We start from the raw sequence: 17,043 nt of genomic DNA on the forward strand, positions 1-17,043 counted from the left end.
TGCACCGTCTCGACATCGATGCGTGACGACCTTGGAAACCTGGAAATTGCGGCGGGCGACGGGTCATCGTCCCGAAGAGTCGAGGAGAGTGCGGAATGTCGTTCGTCATCGCGGTGCCCGAAATGGTGCAGAGCGCGGCCCAGGATTTGGCAGGTCTCGGTTCATCGCTGGCCGAGGCCTCTGCGACCGTGTCAGGCCCTACCACGGGGATCCTCGCTGCGGCCGAGGACGAAGTATCGGCGGCGATCGCTTCGTTGTTCGGTGACTTCGGCCAGCAATTTCAGGCTGTCAGCGCCCAAGCACAGGCGCTTCATGGTCAGTTCGTCAACCTGGTGAATGCGAGCGCCGGGGCATACGCGAGCGCCGAGGTCGCCAACGCCCAGCAGACTCTGCTGGGCGAACTGAGCGCCCCCGGTGCACTTGGTGGTGGCATCCTCGGCGCTGTCGGCCAGAGCTTCGGCGCTCTCACAGGGGCTACAACCGGTGCACCCGCTGCGGCGGCCCTGGACTTGAATGGCCTCGGTGCCATGGTCGCTGCCCCCTACCAAGCGCTCACCTCCACCGCAGCCACCAATGCCCAGACGGTCTTCGCCGCCACCGGGCAGTCCCTGAACACGCTGGCCCGCGGCACCTCGACTTTTTTCAGCTTGCTGGCTACTGATCCCGCAGCAGCTCTGGGCAACCTACAGACCGCGGTGCAGTCCGTGGCAGTGATCGGCTCGCCCACTGATCTCGGGTGGAGCATGGTGCAACACACCCTCGGCGGTGTCACCCAGTTCAACCCGGCGGACACCAGCCAGCCGCCGATTCCGGTCAATAACGCCCACAACCAGATTTATGAAAACCTCGTCGGCATCGGCAGCGATTTCAATCCAGGTCCGGATACCGCGGTGTTAAAGGCGGTTGTTGATTTGGCCTCGTCGCCGTTGTCCGGTGTGCTGATGGGCTTCGCGGGGCCATTCGTCAGTCCCGGCGTTGCGCTATTCAACGAGGCTGGAGCTATCTTCGGCGATCTCACCGGTGGTAATCCGATGGGCGCCCTCGGTCGGTTGATCGGCACGCCTGCCACGGTGATCAACGCCTTCTTCAACGGCGCCAGCCTCGACATATCCCCCCTGGCACCATTCTTGAACGATTTCGTCAGTGCCGGCTCGGACGGTGTACAGACACTCACCGGCGGCAGCCTCGGCTTCGGCGGGCTGTTCAGCCCCGGGCAAGTGGTGTACGGTCCCGGCGGGGAGACGTATTACGGCGTCGGCGGCTCCTTCCTGAATTCTTTGGGTGTGAACTTCGTCTATTCGAGTGATGAATTCGTCGGCCCCACTCAACTGACCGGCACTTTCAATATCGCCCCGGCACCGGTGGGTCCGATCGGCGCCGTAGCGGGTCTGATAGACCTTTTCGGGAATGCATTGGGCGGCAGCCTGCTGCCGCCACCGGTGGAAGAATAGCTCTCCGCTGTTGGGTGGACCTCGCTAGTGGTAAGCCGCCGAACGTTGTCCGGCCGGGCCAATCGTGGGTGTGGCTGGTGCTTAACTGGTTTGGGCCGCCACGGCCCGCCGGCCGTGGCGGGCGGCCGCGGATAGGTCGACCCGGACGTAGTGGGACCGAGCGCATTCACGGAAGGTGGCTTGATGAGCGGGACGGCGCCCCGGCTGGGCGATGTTCAGGAGACGTTGCTGATTCCGCTCTACGCGCGAGCCTGTGACGCGGCCGCGCGGCGATCGGTCCTTGCCGATCGCCGCGCACGCCAACTTGTCGATGCCATCGACTACGACTTCACCAAGTTCGGCGGCTCCTCGTTGTCCGGATCGGTGTCTCGATCCTCGATCTTCGACGGCTGGGGAGCGCAGTTCCTGCGCGAGCATCCCGCCGGGACCGTCGTCGAACTCGGCACCGGACTCAATACCCGGTTCGACCGCCTGGACAACGGGCAGGTCCACTGGTTCGACCTGGACCTGCCCGACGCAATCGAGCTGCGCCGCCGCTTTTTCAGCGACAGCGAACAGTGCCGGATGATTGCCGGCTCCGTGCTGGACACCGGGTGGTTCGACACCGTGGCCGCCTCGCCCGGGCCCTACCTGTTCCTGTGCGAAGCCGTCCTGATCTATCTGAGCCGCGAGGAAGTACGCCGCGTTCTCACGCAACTGGGTCAACGGTTCCCGGGATCGTTAATCGCGTTCGATACCGCCGGCCGGCGGATGGTGGACAACCAGGATCGCAATCGCTCACTGGCGCAGGTGAGCGCTCGGCTTCAGTGGGTGTGCGACGATCCTCGGGAGATCGAGGGCTGGGGCCCGCAGTTGATCGACACCCGGACTCTGGCCAAGCCGCAACCCGAGATCGCCAAAACCTGGCCGCCCCAACGCCGCTACGGTATGCCGCTGCTGGCGCGACTGGCGCCGTCGATGGTCAACACCTACAAGTTCAACTTGTTCAGACTCCCGACAACGTCTTGATTTCCGCGCCTCCGGGCTTGTCCCTCCGGGTCAGCTGATGTTTGCCCTCGTGATGACGCTGTCGGGGTTGGCGCTTGTGGAATCGCTCAACGTCCTCAATCTCGGCGCCACCTCCGCCATCGTCTACGACAGCCGACTGCACCGCCGTTCTCCGCTGCCCGGCGGGCTGAGTTTCATCGCCGGCCTGTTCGCGGCGACCGCCGCTCTCGGCGTTGCCGTGGTGCTCGGGGTCGACGTGATGATCACGGTCTCGCCATTCGAACTGACTCCGGCGCTGCGTTATTGGAGTGAGTTGATTGTCGGCGCCCTCCTGATCTGCGTGGCGTGCTATCCCGCAGCGGCCCGTAGATCGTCGCCGCAATCGACCTTTACTGCGGCGCGGCGACGCCCGTGGCTGCTCGCGTGCGCCGGTTCGGCATTGGGATTCGGCCAGGCGGCAACCGATGTGGTCTATCTGGGCGCGATGGCGATGCTCAGTACGCACCACCCGAGACCGTGGTTCTGGCCGCTGCTTGTGGTCGCCTACTGCGCTATCGAGCTTTTTCCGCCCGCGCTGGTACTCGTGCTGGCGACCAGGCGCACTCCACGAGCGCAACGCGTTCAACGCAGGGTGACGCGCATCGTCACCCGATACGGGCCACGCGTGGTGCGGGCGATGTGCGCGGCGGCAGGGGCCGTCCTCGTCGTCGACGCACTCCGGCACCACCACTACCTCTGGTAAAGCCCGTCGCCGACGGTTACGTCGTGTCTGACGCGGCGAGCGGTTCAGGCCGGAGTTGCCAACCTTGCGCGCGCAGGCGTTCCCCCCAGAAACGGGCGTATGTTCCACCGGCACCGAGCAATTCGTCGTGTCGCCCCCGCGCCGTGATCCGCCCATTCTCCACAACCAGGATCTGGTCGGCGTCCATGACGGTCGAAAGTCGATGTGCGACAACAACAACCGTGCGATTACGGGCCAGCTCGTAGATCGCATCGGCCACCGCGGCCTCGTTGACGGCGTCAAGCGCGGCGGTTGCCTCGTCCAGCAGCACGACCGGAGCGTCCTTGAGCAGCGCACGGGCTATGGCCACCCGCTGCCTTTCGCCGCCGGACAGGGCCGATCCCCCTTCGCCGACCCGGGTGTTCCAGCCGTCGGGCAGCCGCTCGATCACTTCGTCGAGGCGTGCGACACGGGCGACACGACGCAGTTCAGAGTCCGCCGCTTCCGGGTCGGCCATCCGCAGGTTGTCGGCGATGCTGCCTTCGAAGAGGTAGGCGTCGTCGAAGACCTGGGCGGTCAGATGCGCGACCTTACTGGTGCCGAGTTCGCGAATGTCGTGGCCGCCGAGCAGAATACTGCCGTCGTCGACGTCGAAGAATCGGCTCATCAGCCGCAGCATCGTCGTCTTCCCAGAACCCGAAGGCCCCACGATCGCGGTGAGGCTGCCACTGGGGATGGTGGCATCGATCCCCTTGATCACCACTTCGTCGCTCCGGTAGCCGAAACGCACTCCGCGCAACTCGATGTCAGCGCCCGCGGGTGCGGCGTCACCATCGGGTTCCGGGAGCGCCGGCACGGCCAACAGCTCACGCACCCGCACGATCGCGTCGGCGGTGACCTGGACATGACCGGACAGGTCGCCGAGCTGCGCCAGGGGGTCGATCATCCGCAGCGTGATGATCAGCAATCCGATCATCGTCGGCAGAGCCAACTCGCCGCGCAGCGTCAAGGCGACCGCGAGCGCGATGATCATCGTCACGACCAACTGCATGGTGCCGAAGCATGCAATCAGACCCCACGCACCGCGGACGGTCAGGCGGGACTGCGAATGCTGTTGGCGGGTAAGGGATTCCTCCAATGTTCCGAGTTCCCGGCGGTTCAGCACACCATAGGCGCGCAGCGTCGGCTGCAAACGCGCGTATTCCACGATCCGCGAAGCGGTGGCACCGATGTCGTGCTCGTACTGGCCGTCATTACGCGCCACGATGCCCATGTACATCCGCAGGGAGAGCGCACAGAGCACGGCACCGAGGGTCAAGGCGGCACCGATCCGCCAGTCGAAGACATAGCTGCCGACGATCAGGGTGAGCGGCGCGGTGACTCCGACGATCACGTGGCGGAGCAGATGCGCGGGAAAGTCCGCAACGTCCACCGCGTCTTTGGCAACGAGCCGTCCTACCGGCCCGGTGCGATCGGCGCCGAACCAGCCGATCGGCAGGGTAGCCAGATGGTTTCCGATTCGGGTGTGGAAGCCGGTCAGCACTCCGGTGCCGACCACGTAACCTAGCGACGTGCTCCATGCCAGCAGTCCGTGATGGACAGCGACCGTCAGGGTGATCGCCGCGATGCATCGCCACAACTGGTCCTGGTGGGCAGGCAAGTCGAAGACAACCTCGATGAGAGCGACGACGAACAGGAAGCCGAGCCCCTGCAAAACTCCCTGGGCGGCCTGCAACGCCAGCATCGTGCGCAGCTGACGTCGCCCGCGGGCGTCGAGCAGATCGAGCAGGTAACGGATGATGATCGTCATCGGCCCAGTTCCAGTCGCTCGGCGACGCCGCGTTCGGCGCTACGTTCCCGATGCCACAGCTGCGCATAAATCCCGTTGTGCGCCAACAGTTCTGCATGTGTGCCGGATTCGGCCACCCGCCCGCCGTCGAGCACGACGATGGCATCGGCTCCCCGGATCGTGTTGAGCCGGTGCGCGATCACCAGCACGGTTCGCCCTCGCGCAACTTCGCTGAGCGCCTCCTGAATCCGGGCCTCGTTCTCCGGGTCAGCGCTGGCGGTGGCCTCGTCGAGAACCAGGATCGGCCGGTCGGCCAGAATCGCCCGAGCGATGCACACGCGCTGTCGTTCGCCGGCCGACAGCGCCGCGTCTTCTCCCACCACCGAGTCCAGCCCCCGCGGCAACATGTCGAGCCTGGCCAGAATCTGGGCTTCTGCGGCGGCGTCGCGTACCGCCGCGTCACCCGCATCCGGGCGACCGAGGCGGATGTTGTCACGAATGCTCATCGCCGACAACAGATGCGAGTCCTGGAAGACGAAGGCGACGTGCTCGTACAGCTGCGCGGGGTCGATGCTGCGCAAGTCGACTCCGTACAGCTCGACCGCACCATCGCACGGGTCGTTGAACCGGGGCAGCAATTTGGCCAGGGTGGACTTGCCGGCGCCCGACGGGCCGACCAACGCGGTGATGGTGCCCCGTTCCAGGCACAGGTCGATCCCGTCGAGCGCGACCGTGTCACCGTAGGTGACCCGTACGCCACGCATCCGCACAACCGGCCCAGCGGCGAGCGGGTTCAGTTCCACGGGATCATCCGGCGTCGGAAGCTCGGGGGTGGCCAGCAAATCACTGATCCCGCGATACACCTGCAGCGCCGTCACCAACGGGTGCACGGACATGAGCAGGGTCATCCACCCGGCCGTGATGACTGTGCCGAAAACCAGGAAGGCGACGAAATTCTCCCGCGGCAGGTCCCCATTGATGGTCAGGATCCCACCCATCGTCGCAACGACCAACAGGATGCTCGGAGGTGACAGCAAGATCTCGGCGATGACGCCGGCGACGCTCGTGGACTTGGCCCAGTCGTAGAAAAATTGTGCGAAAGCCCGCGACACCTCTTGAAACCGGCGACTCGCGGACCCAGGCGTGCCGAACGCCTTCACCACGCCGATGCCGTTCACAAATTCCACCGCTGCACTGTTCAGCCGCACCAGCCAGTCCATGAACTCGGGATATTTCGTTCCCGCACTGGCCATCGCCCGCTGGTAAGCAATGATCCCCGCGAACACCGGAAGCAGCGTCGCCAGCGCCATCCGCCAATCCAGGACGCACAGATAGACAATCGCCGCCACCGGCGGCACCGCCGCTGCGCTCAGTTCGATGATGGAATGCGCGACCAGCCGGTGCAGCGCCGCGACGTCGTCCTCGACGGCCTTCTTGACGATGCCGGAATTGCGATCGCTGAACCAACTCAGCGGCAGCCTACTCAGCTTGACCAGCAGTTCCCGACGGACGCGGAATGACACCTGGATATCGGCCAGATGCGTCATCACCCCGGCCGACAAAACTCCCAATTGCCTGATCGCGAGTGCGACGACGGCCACGCCGATGATCGGCCAGACATTCGGGTCGCCCGCCAGCAGACGTCTGGTCACCTCCACGACCGCAATCAAAGGCGCCAAGCCGGCCAGCGAGCTGACCGCGGACAGCACGGCGCACGCCGTCAATGTCACCCGAGCCGACCTGAGTATCGACGGCGCCTGCCCGGCTGTCGGTGCCGTTCGTCGTCGCACGCTCATCCTCCATCGCACCTGTCGTGTTGCGGGTTCGAAGCCGTGCCGGCCCGGTAGCGCCGAAGCCCGCACAGGCAGGGTAACCACCCGACCGGCTGCGGGACGGAAATCGCCTGGGGCCACGTCGACCAGGTGTCGATGAGTTGACAGGCGGAGTCCCTGAGTGCAAATTACTATATGAAAATCATTTCCAATACCGGTTCTCCGGGGTGACGATGCGAAGGGAAGCCTCGGATGGATATGCACGGCACCGCAGTGCCGGCTCCCGGCGTCGAACCACGCAACGGACGAACGGCTCCGGGCGCCAAGAACTCGCGTGGGCTGTCTGCGCTTGGAATACCTGAGTCGATCGTGGGCCCGACCCATCCAACGGTCTGCTGTTGGCGGTGACCGTGCCGGTCTGGATGGCGATACCGCCTGAAGTTCATTCGGCGTCGTTGAGCAGCGGCCCGGGAGAGGGACCGCTGCTGGCGGCCGCGGGGGCATGGAACTCGTTGAGCGTGACATACGCCGAAGTTGCCGAGGAACTGTCAGCTGTGGTCGCGGCGGTGCAAGCGGCGAACTGGGAGGGCGTGGGCGCAGATTCGTACGTCGCGGCCAATACGCCCTATGTGGTCTGGCTGATGCAAGCGGCGACCGATGCCGCTGCCACGGCCGTGCAGTACGAGGGCGAGGCCGGCGCCTACGCGACGGCCCTTGCCGCAATGCCCACCCTGGGCCAACTGGCCGCGAACCACGCCATGCACGCCGCGCTGGTTGCGACGAACTTCTTTGGGATCAATACGATTCCGATTGCCCTCAACGAGGCCGACTACGTGCGGATGTGGATTCAGGCCGCTACCGTCATGAGCGTTTATCAAGCGGTTTCCAGCGCAGTAGTCGCGGCGTTACCGGACACCCCTGCGGCACCCCCCGTTCTGCGATCCGAAAGCGCCGCTGCCGCCACTGACTTCTCCCCGCTCAACGTCCTCACGGATTGGGAGAAGTTCGTCGAATCCCTCGTCGATGCACTGTTCGGCGTCGACAGCCCGCCGTATATCCTCCCACTGCTCGAAGCACTCCTGCAGAATCCCTCGCCAGAACTCCTTGCCACCCTGCTGTTTGTGGCGCTGCCCTACGAAGTCATCTTCAACACCGTATTCTTCGCGCCCGCAGCACTTTTGGCCACTCCATTCCTGCCGCTGATCGGCCTCGCCGGTCTCAGCGGCCTGGCCGGACTCGCGGCTCTGCCGCGCCCGGAGCCGAATCTCGCCACCACGAATGCGCCAACGGAGTTCGCGCGGGTCACTCCGAACCTCGTCCCCGCGCCGGTAGCCACAGCGGCGCCGTCTGCTGCCCCGTCGGCCACCAGCACCGGATCGACGTCGGCGTCGACGGCGGCGTCGACCCCGGCCTCGGCACCGTCGGTGGGGACCGCTCCCCTGAGCTACCTGGTGTTCGGCGGCCCCTCCGGCGGTGGCGAAGGCCCGACGCTGATCGATCGCGGCAAGGGCCAGACGGTTCCTGCCGACGTTGCGGCCTCAGCGGCGGCATCGTCACAAGCGTCGAACCAGCAGCGGACTCGGCGTCGGCGACGCACCGTGATGCGAGACAACGCCGATGAATTCATGGACCTGAATTCCGGACCGGAGGCCATCCCGGAGGAACCGCCGGACTCGACGACGCAACCCTCACCCCACGGCGCGGGCCGACTCGGATTCACCGGAACGGCAACCCATGCCGACAAAATTCTCCCTGAAGGTTTGGTCACGTTGTCGGCCCCGTTCGGCAGCGGCCCAACCCAGCCAATGCTGCCCAACACGTGGGGCACCGAGGATCCGCCGGGCCCCGGCCAAACCGAGAAAGACAATGCTTGATGTGGCCGGGAGAGGATCTCGGATCAGCGGTCGTGGACCGAAAGGGTGGGTTAGGTTGATCGTGGCCGCTGACCCGCGCGTCGCGCTGGTGACCGCGGAGTCTACGAGGGCGAAGGGGGCGATATGTCGGTTCTTGCCCTGACGCCCGAAGCCCTGGCTTCCGCGGCGACGGATCTCCAGAGCATCCGTTCGGCGCTCGACGAGGCGCAGGCGGCCGCCGCCAGCCCGACCACGACGGTGCTGGCCGCCGCCGCCGACGAGGTGTCCGACGCGGTGGCAACACTCTTCACCACGTTCGGCCAGGACTTTCAGGTCCTCAGCGCGGTGGCCGGGGAGTTCCATCAAGGGTTTGTCCGGGCGCTGAACGCGGGGGCCAGGTCCTATCTGAACACCGAGCTGCTCAATGCGTCACTGCTGCAGCCGATCGGGCGCGAACTGACCGCACTGTTCGGTTCGCCGGCAGCGGCGTTGCTGGGGCGCCCGATGGTCGGCACCGCCGGCACGGTGCCAACACAGCTCGCCGTCGACTACGCCACGCTGATCATGGGTGGCACCGGCAACCCGGTGCCGGACAGCACCTACCTCAACAACGTCTACAACGCCTACATCGCGCCCCGCATCGCTCCCAACACCGCCGTCCCGACCGGTCTGACCACGCCCGAGCAAGGCTGGCCGCTCACCGGACTGCGCAGTTTGACGTTCGATACGTCAATCGCCCAGGGGGTCGAGATCCTGAAGCAGGCAATCGCGGCCCAGCCGCCGGGCACCAATACGACGGTCTTCGGCTTCTCCCAAAGCTCCACCATCATCACCAATTACCTGCAGGGCATCGCCAACGGTTCCATTACGAACCCCCCGAACCCGGCAGATCTGCGATTTGTCCTCACTGGCAATCCCAACAATCCCAACGGCGGCCTCTTTCAGCGTTTCGTCGGTTTGTACATTCCGGGTTTCAACGAGACGTTCGGTGGTGCGACGCCGAACTTGGCCTATCCCACCGATATCTACACCATTCAGTACGACGGCTTCGCGCACTTCCCGCGCTATCCACTCAACGTGCTGTCCGTGGCCAATGCCGTTGCGGGACTGTACTACGACCACTTGAGCCCGACTCCGACGTATTCGAACATCACGCCCGAGCAACTGGCGTCGGCGATCGTGGCACCGGTATCGCCAGGCACCAACGGTGCGACCACCTACTACTTCATCCCGACGCAGGACCTCCCGCTGCTGAGACCGCTGAATTTGCCGCAACCACTGCTGAACATCATTCAGCCGCCGCTGCGGGTGCTGGTCGACCTGGGCTACGGCGACATCGGGGGGCCCTACACCGAGTACGCGAACCTTCCCACTCCGGCCAGCCTGTTCCCACTCGTGAATCCGGTGAACGTCGGCACCTACCTGGTTAAGGGCGCAGTCCAGGGTGTCCAGGCGAACCTGGTCTGGGCGGGCCTGCTTCCTCCCGACGCGATGCCTGACACCTACCCCTTCGTAGCCTCGCCTGATCCGGGTCTCACCATCAACCTCGGGCAGCCGAGTGTGACATTGGTGTCAGCGACAACCACCGGTCTCGGCACGCTGCTCCGTGCCCTCAATATCCCACCCTTCGGTGCGGGTTGATCGGGGCCGAGCACCGAGGCGCCCAACAGCGATGCAGATCTCGAACTCGGTTACGGCGTATGGCCGCTCGTTCATCAGTGCTCGTCGTAATGCTCACCGTGCGACGCATGCCGACATCCGTCATGGACGTAATCGACGTGATCTCCGTGCGGGATGGCCACATGTCCGCAGCCGTCACCGTGCACGTGATCGTGCGGTTCGTGGACCGCATGACCATCGGGCTCACACTCGTCGTAGTGCGACCCATGCTGTCGATGGACATGGCCGTCGTGCAGATAGTCGACGTGGTCGCGATGGGGAATCGCGACGTGTCCGCATCCCTCTCCGTGCGCGTGGTCATGGGGCAGGTGTTCGTGGTGAATGGTGTCAGACATGGGTTATCACCGTCTCTCGTTTCGGCTCACGGGCTGACACTATGAAGATAGTTCTCCAGGGCCGCGGAGGCGACGTTTCCTTTTCGCCCCGCCCAGCGCCGGCACGACGGGACATCGCCGCTTTGAGCGAGGACCGGCGACACCGAGTCATCGGCGACGAGAGCCTGCGGAACTCCACCACGTGCCCGGTACCTGACCTGCCTACTGTCGGCAAAACCATTTCGGCCCAGAGCTTTTCGGGTTACCCATGTTTCGGCTGCGCCGAAACGGCTTTACGGTGTGGCACGTGACGCACTCACACTCGCACGTGCATTCAACCTCTCACGGTTCGAGCCGAGCCACTCTCAGTCGGTTATCCGCGAAGGTCGTCGTCGGGTCGCTCGTGGCGGTCGCTGTATCGGTGCTGACCGGCATGGTGTGGCTGTGGCCCCATGAGCAGCACGTCGACATTCCCATGCCCTTTCAGAACTCATCGGGCGGCGCCGTGACTACCGAAGCCGGACATGTGCAATCCAGCCAGATAGCCGACTGCGGCAGCCCGTCTGCAAGTCAGGTGCTGACCTCCTCCGCGCAGCCGGGCATTCCCGGTTCCGGACATTGCGTACTGACAATGATCGCCATCGACTCCGGACCGAACGCCGGCGCCGTCACGGCATTTGAGTTCACCCCGGGACCCGGCCAGCCCCAGCTCAGCGCGGGCGAACGCATCCGGATCTCCCGCCAAGTCGATGCCGGCGGTGCGACGACCTACGCGTTCTACGATTACGAACGGGGATGGCCGTTGGCGGCGTTGGCAATTGCGTTCGCGGTGGTCATCGTCTTGGTCGCTCGTTGGCGTGGGCTACTGGCGCTGGCCGGTATCGTCGTTGCTTTTGCCGTGCTGGTGGTGTTCCTGCTTCCGGCGCTCCGGGAGGGCGCGCCCGCGGTGCCGGCAGCGGTCGTGGCATCGGCGGTCATTCTCTTCGCGGTGATCTACCTCGCGCACGGGGTGAGCTTGCGAACCAGTGCCGCCCTGCTCGGAACCCTGTCGTCCTTAGCTGCTGCCGCTGTCTTATCCTGGGCGGCAATTGATCTGACACATCTCACGGGCCTGTCCGACGAGCAGAACTCTGCGGTCGCCGCGTACCTGGGCAACGTCTCCATCCGCGGCCTGCTGCTGGCCGGGTTCATCATCGGGTCACTGGGCGTGCTGAACGATGTCACTGTTACCCAGGCGTCGACGGTATTCGAGCTTGCCCACCTCGGAGTCGACTCATCCCGGCGCACCATCTTCCTGGGCGCCCTCCGGGTGGGTCGCGATCACATCGCCAGCACCGTGTACACGCTGGTGCTCGCCTATGCCGGCAGCTCGCTGCCGCTGCTGCTGTTGTTCAGCGTCGCCAACAGATCACTGGGTGACGTATTGGTGAGCGAGGGCATCGCCATCGAACTGGCCCGCTCGGCAGTGGGGGGCATTGCCCTGGCCCTGTCGGTTCCCCTGACGACAGCCATTGCGGCGGCGCTGGCCAAGCCGGACGGGGGGGCCACACGCGGCAACACATGCTGCAATCCCACGACCTGACATCAAATAGCCTGTGGCGCAGCGGTATCGGCCGGCCTAGGCACCTGACATCGCCCAGTTGACTCGTGCGAACCGAACTGCTCAATCCTCGCGGCATCCGGGACAGGTCCCGTAGAAGTTGATCTGGTGGGCAATATCGGCGAAGTGATACCGGGTGGCAAATTCGGCCGTGTGTTCTTCCAGAACGTTGAAGCGGAACGCCACCGCATGCCCGCACCGCCGACAGAGCAGGTAATGCTGGTGCTCCGTGCCGTCGTGCAGACGGTAGAGAACCTCGCCGTCCTCAGCACGCTCGGTGGCGGCGATCCGTTCCTCTGCCAGTGCGTGCAGAATCCGATAGACCGTGGTCAAGGCAACCAGGTCCGGCTGGTGCCGGCAGATTTCGAGGTAGAGCTCTCGAGCGCTGCGGAACTTGTCGCAGGCACTCAGCGCATCCAGCACCACTTGGCGCTTAACCGTGCTTCGACGTCGCTGTCTCAGTGGCGCGGACATCGGGGCGCTCCTTTTTCGGGCAACTGGCAGGGAACGGATCGGCCGCGCAATCGGTTCGCCACCCCGCCAGTCCGATCACTTCGGCAAGCAAATGAATCTGTCGGGGTCGTGGGTGGATCCTTCTCGCGTGGATGGAAACCGGTCATGTTACGGTAGCCTTAATGAAGATGATTGTCATTATCGAACGGGGCTGACAATGACGCATGGCACCGACTCATCCACGATCGCCAAGGGCAGCGTTGACTCCTACGCACAGTCGGCGGAGTTCTATGAGGTCATGGCACTGCCGCACTGGGAGCCGAAGCGCGCCGTGCTGGTCTCCGCCCTGTCCGACTCCGGCGATATCACTGATCCGATTGTCGACATCGGTTCCGGCACTGGCCTTTCGACGATGGCGATCGCCGACGCGGTGCCCGGGGTTTCCATCCACGCCGTCGAGCCCTCGCCGGCGATGCGCGCCGTGCTGATGTCACGCATTCTGAGCCGGGCCGACGTGGCAGACCGCGTAACGGTCTACGCCGAGACCGCCGAGCAGTTCGATCTCCCGGACCGCATCGGGGCCGCAGTACTGTTTGGGGTGATCGGATTCCTGGATCCGCAAGCGCGCCAGTGCTTCTGGGAGAACCTGCGACCACGCCTAACACCGCGCGCGCCGGTTCTCGTCGAGGTCATGGCCCTGGAGCAGCCCATGCAGGTTCCGGAGCTGATGATCGCCCAGCAGCGAGTGGGCAACCGGCGCAACGAGATTCTCATTTCCGGGGAAGCGGCCGGCGCGGACGCAGAACTGTGGACCATGCGTTACGTGGTTCGGGAGGACGATGCCGTCGTGCGAGAGTTCACGTCGAACTACACGTGGCACACCGTCGGTCTGACCGCACTCGCGAACGAGGCTGAAGCGCACGATATGACCTTCGAACAAGTGCACCCTCTCATCGGCGTGATGCGCCCGCGGTGAGCGCTTCTCATGGCCGGCATCGCTGACTGAGAAGGCCGAACGGCACACACCGCAGGTGGACTTGTCATCAGGCACCTGAAAAGATGTGCCCGTCGCACACGGTTCGCAACGAGTTAGTGAGGACATGAGCGCGGAGTCAGACGTCGGCAGCACAGCCTCGGACCGGAAATCAGGCGAACCACCTGCACTGCGTTTGACCGCCATCAGCAAGACCTACGGATCTGAACCCAACGAGGTCGTGGCGCTTCGTGACCTGAACCTGGAAATCCGGCCGGGCGAGCTCGTGGTACTCCTAGGCCCGTCAGGATCGGGAAAGACCACGCTGCTCAACATCATTGGCGGCATTGACCAGCCCTCGCAGGGGCGGCTGGAGGTCGACGGCCGAGACGTCGGAGGGCTCACTCGCAAGCTACGTGCCCAGTATCGCCGCGATCTGGTGGGATTCGTCTTCCAATTCTTCAACTTGGTGCCCACGCTGACAGCGCTCGAGAACGTGGAACTCCTGGCCGAGTTGACCGGACCGGACGCGAGATCACGCAGTCGGTCGGCGTTGGAACGTGTCGGACTCGGTGCCGCCGCGGATCGTTTCCCCGCGCAGCTTTCCGGCGGGCAGCAGCAGCGGGTGGCGATTGCCCGAGCCATCGTCAAGCAGCCGCCTCTGTTGTTGTGTGATGAACCGACCGGAAGCCTCGACGTGGCCACCGGACGTCAGGTGTTGGACGTGTTGGCCGGCTTGGCTCGCAACGGGCGGCAAACGGTCATCGTGGTGACCCACAATTCGGAGATCGCCCGGATGGCAGACCGGGTGCTGTGGCTCCATTCGGGAGCCATCAGCAAGTCGCAGACCAACGCGAACCCAGTCAGCGCATCGGAATTGGACTGGTGAGCCGTACGCTGCGCAGAAAGCTGCGTCGCGACGTATGGCGCGACCGTTGGCGTTTTGCCGCGATCGCCGTAGTCATGGCGATTGGCGTGGCCATTTTCGTCGCCGCCACCGACGGGTACCGAAATCTCGACCAATCCTTCGAGCGGTCCTATTCGGCGCAGAAGTTGCCTGATGCGATCCTCTCCGGTCCTGGCGCCGCGAACCTGCGCGACACCCTGACAGCGATGCCGGGAGATCCGATGGTGGAGCTGCGGCATCAAGCCGACATCGGCATCCGGATCAACGGGCATACGCTTTATGGCCGTGCCGTGGGCGTCCCTGACTCCCGGCAACCGGCCGTGTCACTGCTCGATCTGCAAGCCGGCAGCCTGCCGAAGGCCGGACAGTTGGTGCTTGAGCAGCATGTGGCCGACCACTACCACCTGCGCCCAGGCGACTCTGTCGACGTTTTGGACCGGCAGGGTTGGAAATCTGTTCCCGTAGCGGGCTCGGCGCTGTCCAGCGAGTATCTCTGGCCGGCGCGCTCGCCCCAGGAGATCTTGACCACGCCGGAGGATTTCGGCGTGGTGTTCCTCCCAGACGAAGACCTCACGCGCGATCTGCCGCAGCCCGTCGAACAAGTCGTGGTCTACGCACGTGACCGCGGCGCAGCCGGAGCACTGACCACCGCCGTCGGCGAGCTCGTAGATAGGACCGGGCTGCAATTTCTTCCTCGCGACGAGCAACCGTCGTTCCACACGCTGCGCGACGATGTCAAACAATTCGGGAGCCTTGCCGGAATCCTGCCGTGGCTTTTCCTTTCCGCTGTCGCACTCGGCACCTACGTCCTGCTCGCACGGATCGTCTCGGCCCAGCGCGCCGTCATCGGCACCCTGATCGCCAATGGAGTCGCCCCAAACGTCGTGCGGCGCCATTACCTCGGTTACGGCCTCGCCTGTGCCGCAATGGGATTGCCGCCAGGACTGTTCGGTGGCTACCTGCTGGGGCAGTGGATCACGGCCAAATACACCGAGGCCATCGCGCTCCCCATGCACCTGACGTCGGTGCATGCGACGACCTATCTACTCGCCGCCGTCACCGCCGCAGCCGTTGCCTTGCTGGCCGCGGCCGCTCCGGCAAATGCCGCTGCCAGGATGCAGCCGGCCGAGGCCATGCGGGTAGCACCCCCCGTGAGCCGTGGGCGTCGCAGCATCGCCGAACGCGTGGCGCCCGCGGCGCGACGCATCCCGGCGCGCTGGCGGATGATGCTGCGGGCCCTCTCCCGTAATCGCCGCCGAACCGCATTCACCGCGACCGGGGTGGCAGTCTCGGCCATTCTGGTCATGGTGTTCGCGGGAATGCGTGACACCGTCCCCGGCATGGTCGACCGGCAGTTCGGCCAGATCGAACGTGAAGACGGTCAGGTCGTGGTGTCCGGCTCAGCCGATGCGGTGTTCGACAAGGTGCGAGTCGACCCCGACGTGGCGGCGGCCGAGCTCTACGCCAGCTACGGCATCACCGCTTCGGCGGGCGATCACCGTTACCAAACGATGCTGATCGGGCTGATGCCGCACAGTCGCATGCACGATTTCCCCGCCGAGTCGGGGGCCGATCGACTCACCGGCGACGGCGTGTTGCTGGGTGTCGGCTTGCGCGACTTACTCTCAGTGCAGCTGGGTGACCGCATCGAAGTGGGTGTCGCGCAGTCGGGGGTTCGACTCACCGAACGCGTGGCCGGATTCGTCGACGAGCCTTTTTCCCCGGTCGTTTACATGTCCCTCGATCAGCTTCGCGCGCAGGCGGATTCATTGCCCCTCAACGGGATTCTGGTCCAGTTCAAACCCGGAACCCAGGAGCGCGTGGCGGGTGACCGGATAGCGGCGACACCGGGAGTGGTGGCGTACCGATCGACGACGGCGCTGGCGTCGACGATGCGGAAAACCTTCAGTCTCTACGACACCCTGGTCACTCTGATGCTCGTCTTCGCGGCCGTAATGGCCGCCGCCATGCTCTACAACGCGATGTCCGCCAACATCTCCGAGCGCCTCACCGAAATCGGCGCGCTGCACGCCCAGGGCATGGGGGCGGGCATGCTCTCCCGGGTGATCGCGGCGGAAAATTTCGGCGTGGCCGTGATCGCGCTCCCCTTCGGAATCGTGGGCGGCCTGCTGCTGGCTGACCGACTGCTTTCCACCTATCACAGCGGTGGGTACCACCTACGACTCGAGATGCAGGCGACCACACCACTGGTGGTAGCGGGCGCCATCCTGCTTGGGGCCGCGTTGGCCCAGATACCAGTGCTACCAAGGATCAACGGTATCGACCTGGCGCGCACCGTCAGAGAACGCGCCGTCTGACTCGAGCGCCGTACAACACGATCACTAGGGTCACCCGGATCGCGCGGCAGGCGATACTTTCATCGTCGCCGCGGCTACTTGCAAATCATTTGCTTGATACTTGCAAATGACATGCAGTACCGTTCACCTGCGTGGAGCTGGCATTGAGCGTCAACAGACTTTGACGTTCGCGGGACTGCTCAGTTGCTCTGAGCGGAATGCCACCGGAGTCTGGCGGCCGGGGAG

General features: G+C 64.8%; 13 protein-coding genes. 9 read left to right on the forward strand and 4 right to left on the reverse strand.

What is annotated here, in order from left to right:
• The first annotated feature begins 95 nt into the window (after positions 1 to 95).
• The 3 genes from gjpA (at position 96) to QXK92_RS20400 (ending at position 3,180) form a co-directional block, all read left to right on the forward strand.
• The gene (gene gjpA, locus QXK92_RS20390; RefSeq protein WP_306244677.1) at positions 96 to 1,451 is read left to right on the forward strand and encodes an outer membrane porin GjpA; all 1,356 of its coding nucleotides are present in this window, start codon (positions 96 to 98) and stop codon (positions 1,449 to 1,451) included.
• Between the two features lie 183 nt (positions 1,452 to 1,634).
• The gene (locus tag QXK92_RS20395; RefSeq protein WP_306244679.1) at positions 1,635 to 2,459 is read left to right on the forward strand and encodes a class I SAM-dependent methyltransferase; all 825 of its coding nucleotides are present in this window, start codon (positions 1,635 to 1,637) and stop codon (positions 2,457 to 2,459) included.
• A 37-nt stretch (positions 2,460 to 2,496) separates the two neighbouring features.
• Positions 2,497 to 3,180, forward strand: coding sequence for a GAP family protein (locus QXK92_RS20400; protein WP_306244680.1), 684 nt, complete (start codon positions 2,497 to 2,499; stop codon positions 3,178 to 3,180).
• A 16-nt stretch (positions 3,181 to 3,196) separates the two neighbouring features.
• Here QXK92_RS20400 and QXK92_RS20405 read toward each other — a convergent pair whose 3' ends face one another.
• Complete coding sequence (locus QXK92_RS20405; protein WP_306244681.1) at positions 3,197 to 4,969, reverse strand: ABC transporter ATP-binding protein; 1,773 nt, start codon at positions 4,967 to 4,969, stop codon at positions 3,197 to 3,199.
• The gene (locus QXK92_RS20410) at positions 4,966 to 6,984 is read right to left on the reverse strand and encodes an ABC transporter ATP-binding protein (RefSeq protein ID WP_306244682.1); all 2,019 of its coding nucleotides are present in this window, start codon (positions 6,982 to 6,984) and stop codon (positions 4,966 to 4,968) included. The genes QXK92_RS20405 and QXK92_RS20410 overlap by 4 nt, the downstream gene beginning before the upstream one ends.
• A 140-nt stretch (positions 6,985 to 7,124) precedes the next feature.
• On the opposite strand from QXK92_RS20410, the gene QXK92_RS20415 reads away from it, so the two are divergent.
• Positions 7,125 to 8,594 carry a PPE family protein gene (locus QXK92_RS20415; RefSeq protein ID WP_306244683.1) on the forward strand — a complete coding sequence of 490 codons (1,470 nt, stop codon included), beginning with the start codon at positions 7,125 to 7,127 and terminating at the stop codon, positions 8,592 to 8,594.
• 123 nt (positions 8,595 to 8,717) lie between these two features.
• Entirely contained in the window at positions 8,718 to 10,214 is a 1,497-nt protein-coding gene (locus QXK92_RS20420) for a PE-PPE domain-containing protein (protein ID WP_306244684.1), read from the forward strand.
• Positions 10,215 to 10,288: 74 nt separating this feature from the next.
• On the opposite strand, the gene QXK92_RS20425 is transcribed toward QXK92_RS20420, so the two are convergent.
• Entirely contained in the window at positions 10,289 to 10,588 is a 300-nt protein-coding gene (locus QXK92_RS20425; protein WP_306244686.1) for a hypothetical protein, read from the reverse strand.
• A gap of 247 nt (positions 10,589 to 10,835) precedes the next feature.
• Here QXK92_RS20425 and QXK92_RS20430 point away from each other — a divergent pair, with 247 nt between their 5' ends.
• The gene (locus tag QXK92_RS20430) at positions 10,836 to 12,149 is read left to right on the forward strand and encodes a YibE/F family protein (RefSeq protein WP_371934572.1); all 1,314 of its coding nucleotides are present in this window, start codon (positions 10,836 to 10,838) and stop codon (positions 12,147 to 12,149) included.
• A gap of 81 nt (positions 12,150 to 12,230) precedes the next feature.
• Here the strand turns inward: QXK92_RS20430 and QXK92_RS20435 are convergent, their stop codons facing one another.
• Entirely contained in the window at positions 12,231 to 12,641 is a 411-nt protein-coding gene (locus tag QXK92_RS20435; RefSeq protein WP_306244690.1) for a Fur family transcriptional regulator, read from the reverse strand.
• 196 nt (positions 12,642 to 12,837) lie between these two features.
• On the opposite strand from QXK92_RS20435, the gene QXK92_RS20440 reads away from it, so the two are divergent.
• The 3 genes from QXK92_RS20440 (at position 12,838) to QXK92_RS20450 (ending at position 16,818) form a co-directional block, all read left to right on the forward strand.
• On the forward strand, positions 12,838 to 13,596 hold the full coding sequence (locus tag QXK92_RS20440; RefSeq protein ID WP_306244692.1) for a trans-aconitate 2-methyltransferase: 759 nt from the start codon (positions 12,838 to 12,840) through the stop codon (positions 13,594 to 13,596).
• Between the two features lie 124 nt (positions 13,597 to 13,720).
• Positions 13,721 to 14,482 carry an ABC transporter ATP-binding protein gene (locus tag QXK92_RS20445; protein WP_306244694.1) on the forward strand — a complete coding sequence of 254 codons (762 nt, stop codon included), beginning with the start codon at positions 13,721 to 13,723 and terminating at the stop codon, positions 14,480 to 14,482.
• A complete protein-coding gene (locus QXK92_RS20450; protein ID WP_306244696.1) occupies positions 14,479 to 16,818 on the forward strand; it encodes an FtsX-like permease family protein in 2,340 nt (779 codons plus the stop codon). Before QXK92_RS20445 ends, QXK92_RS20450 begins: the two co-directional genes overlap by 4 nt.
• Positions 16,819 to 17,043: the final 225 nt, after the last annotated feature.

Origin of the sequence: Mycobacterium sp. TY815 (assembly GCF_030755135.1) — a bacterium.
Classification (GTDB): Bacteria; Actinomycetota; Actinomycetes; order Mycobacteriales; family Mycobacteriaceae; genus Mycobacterium.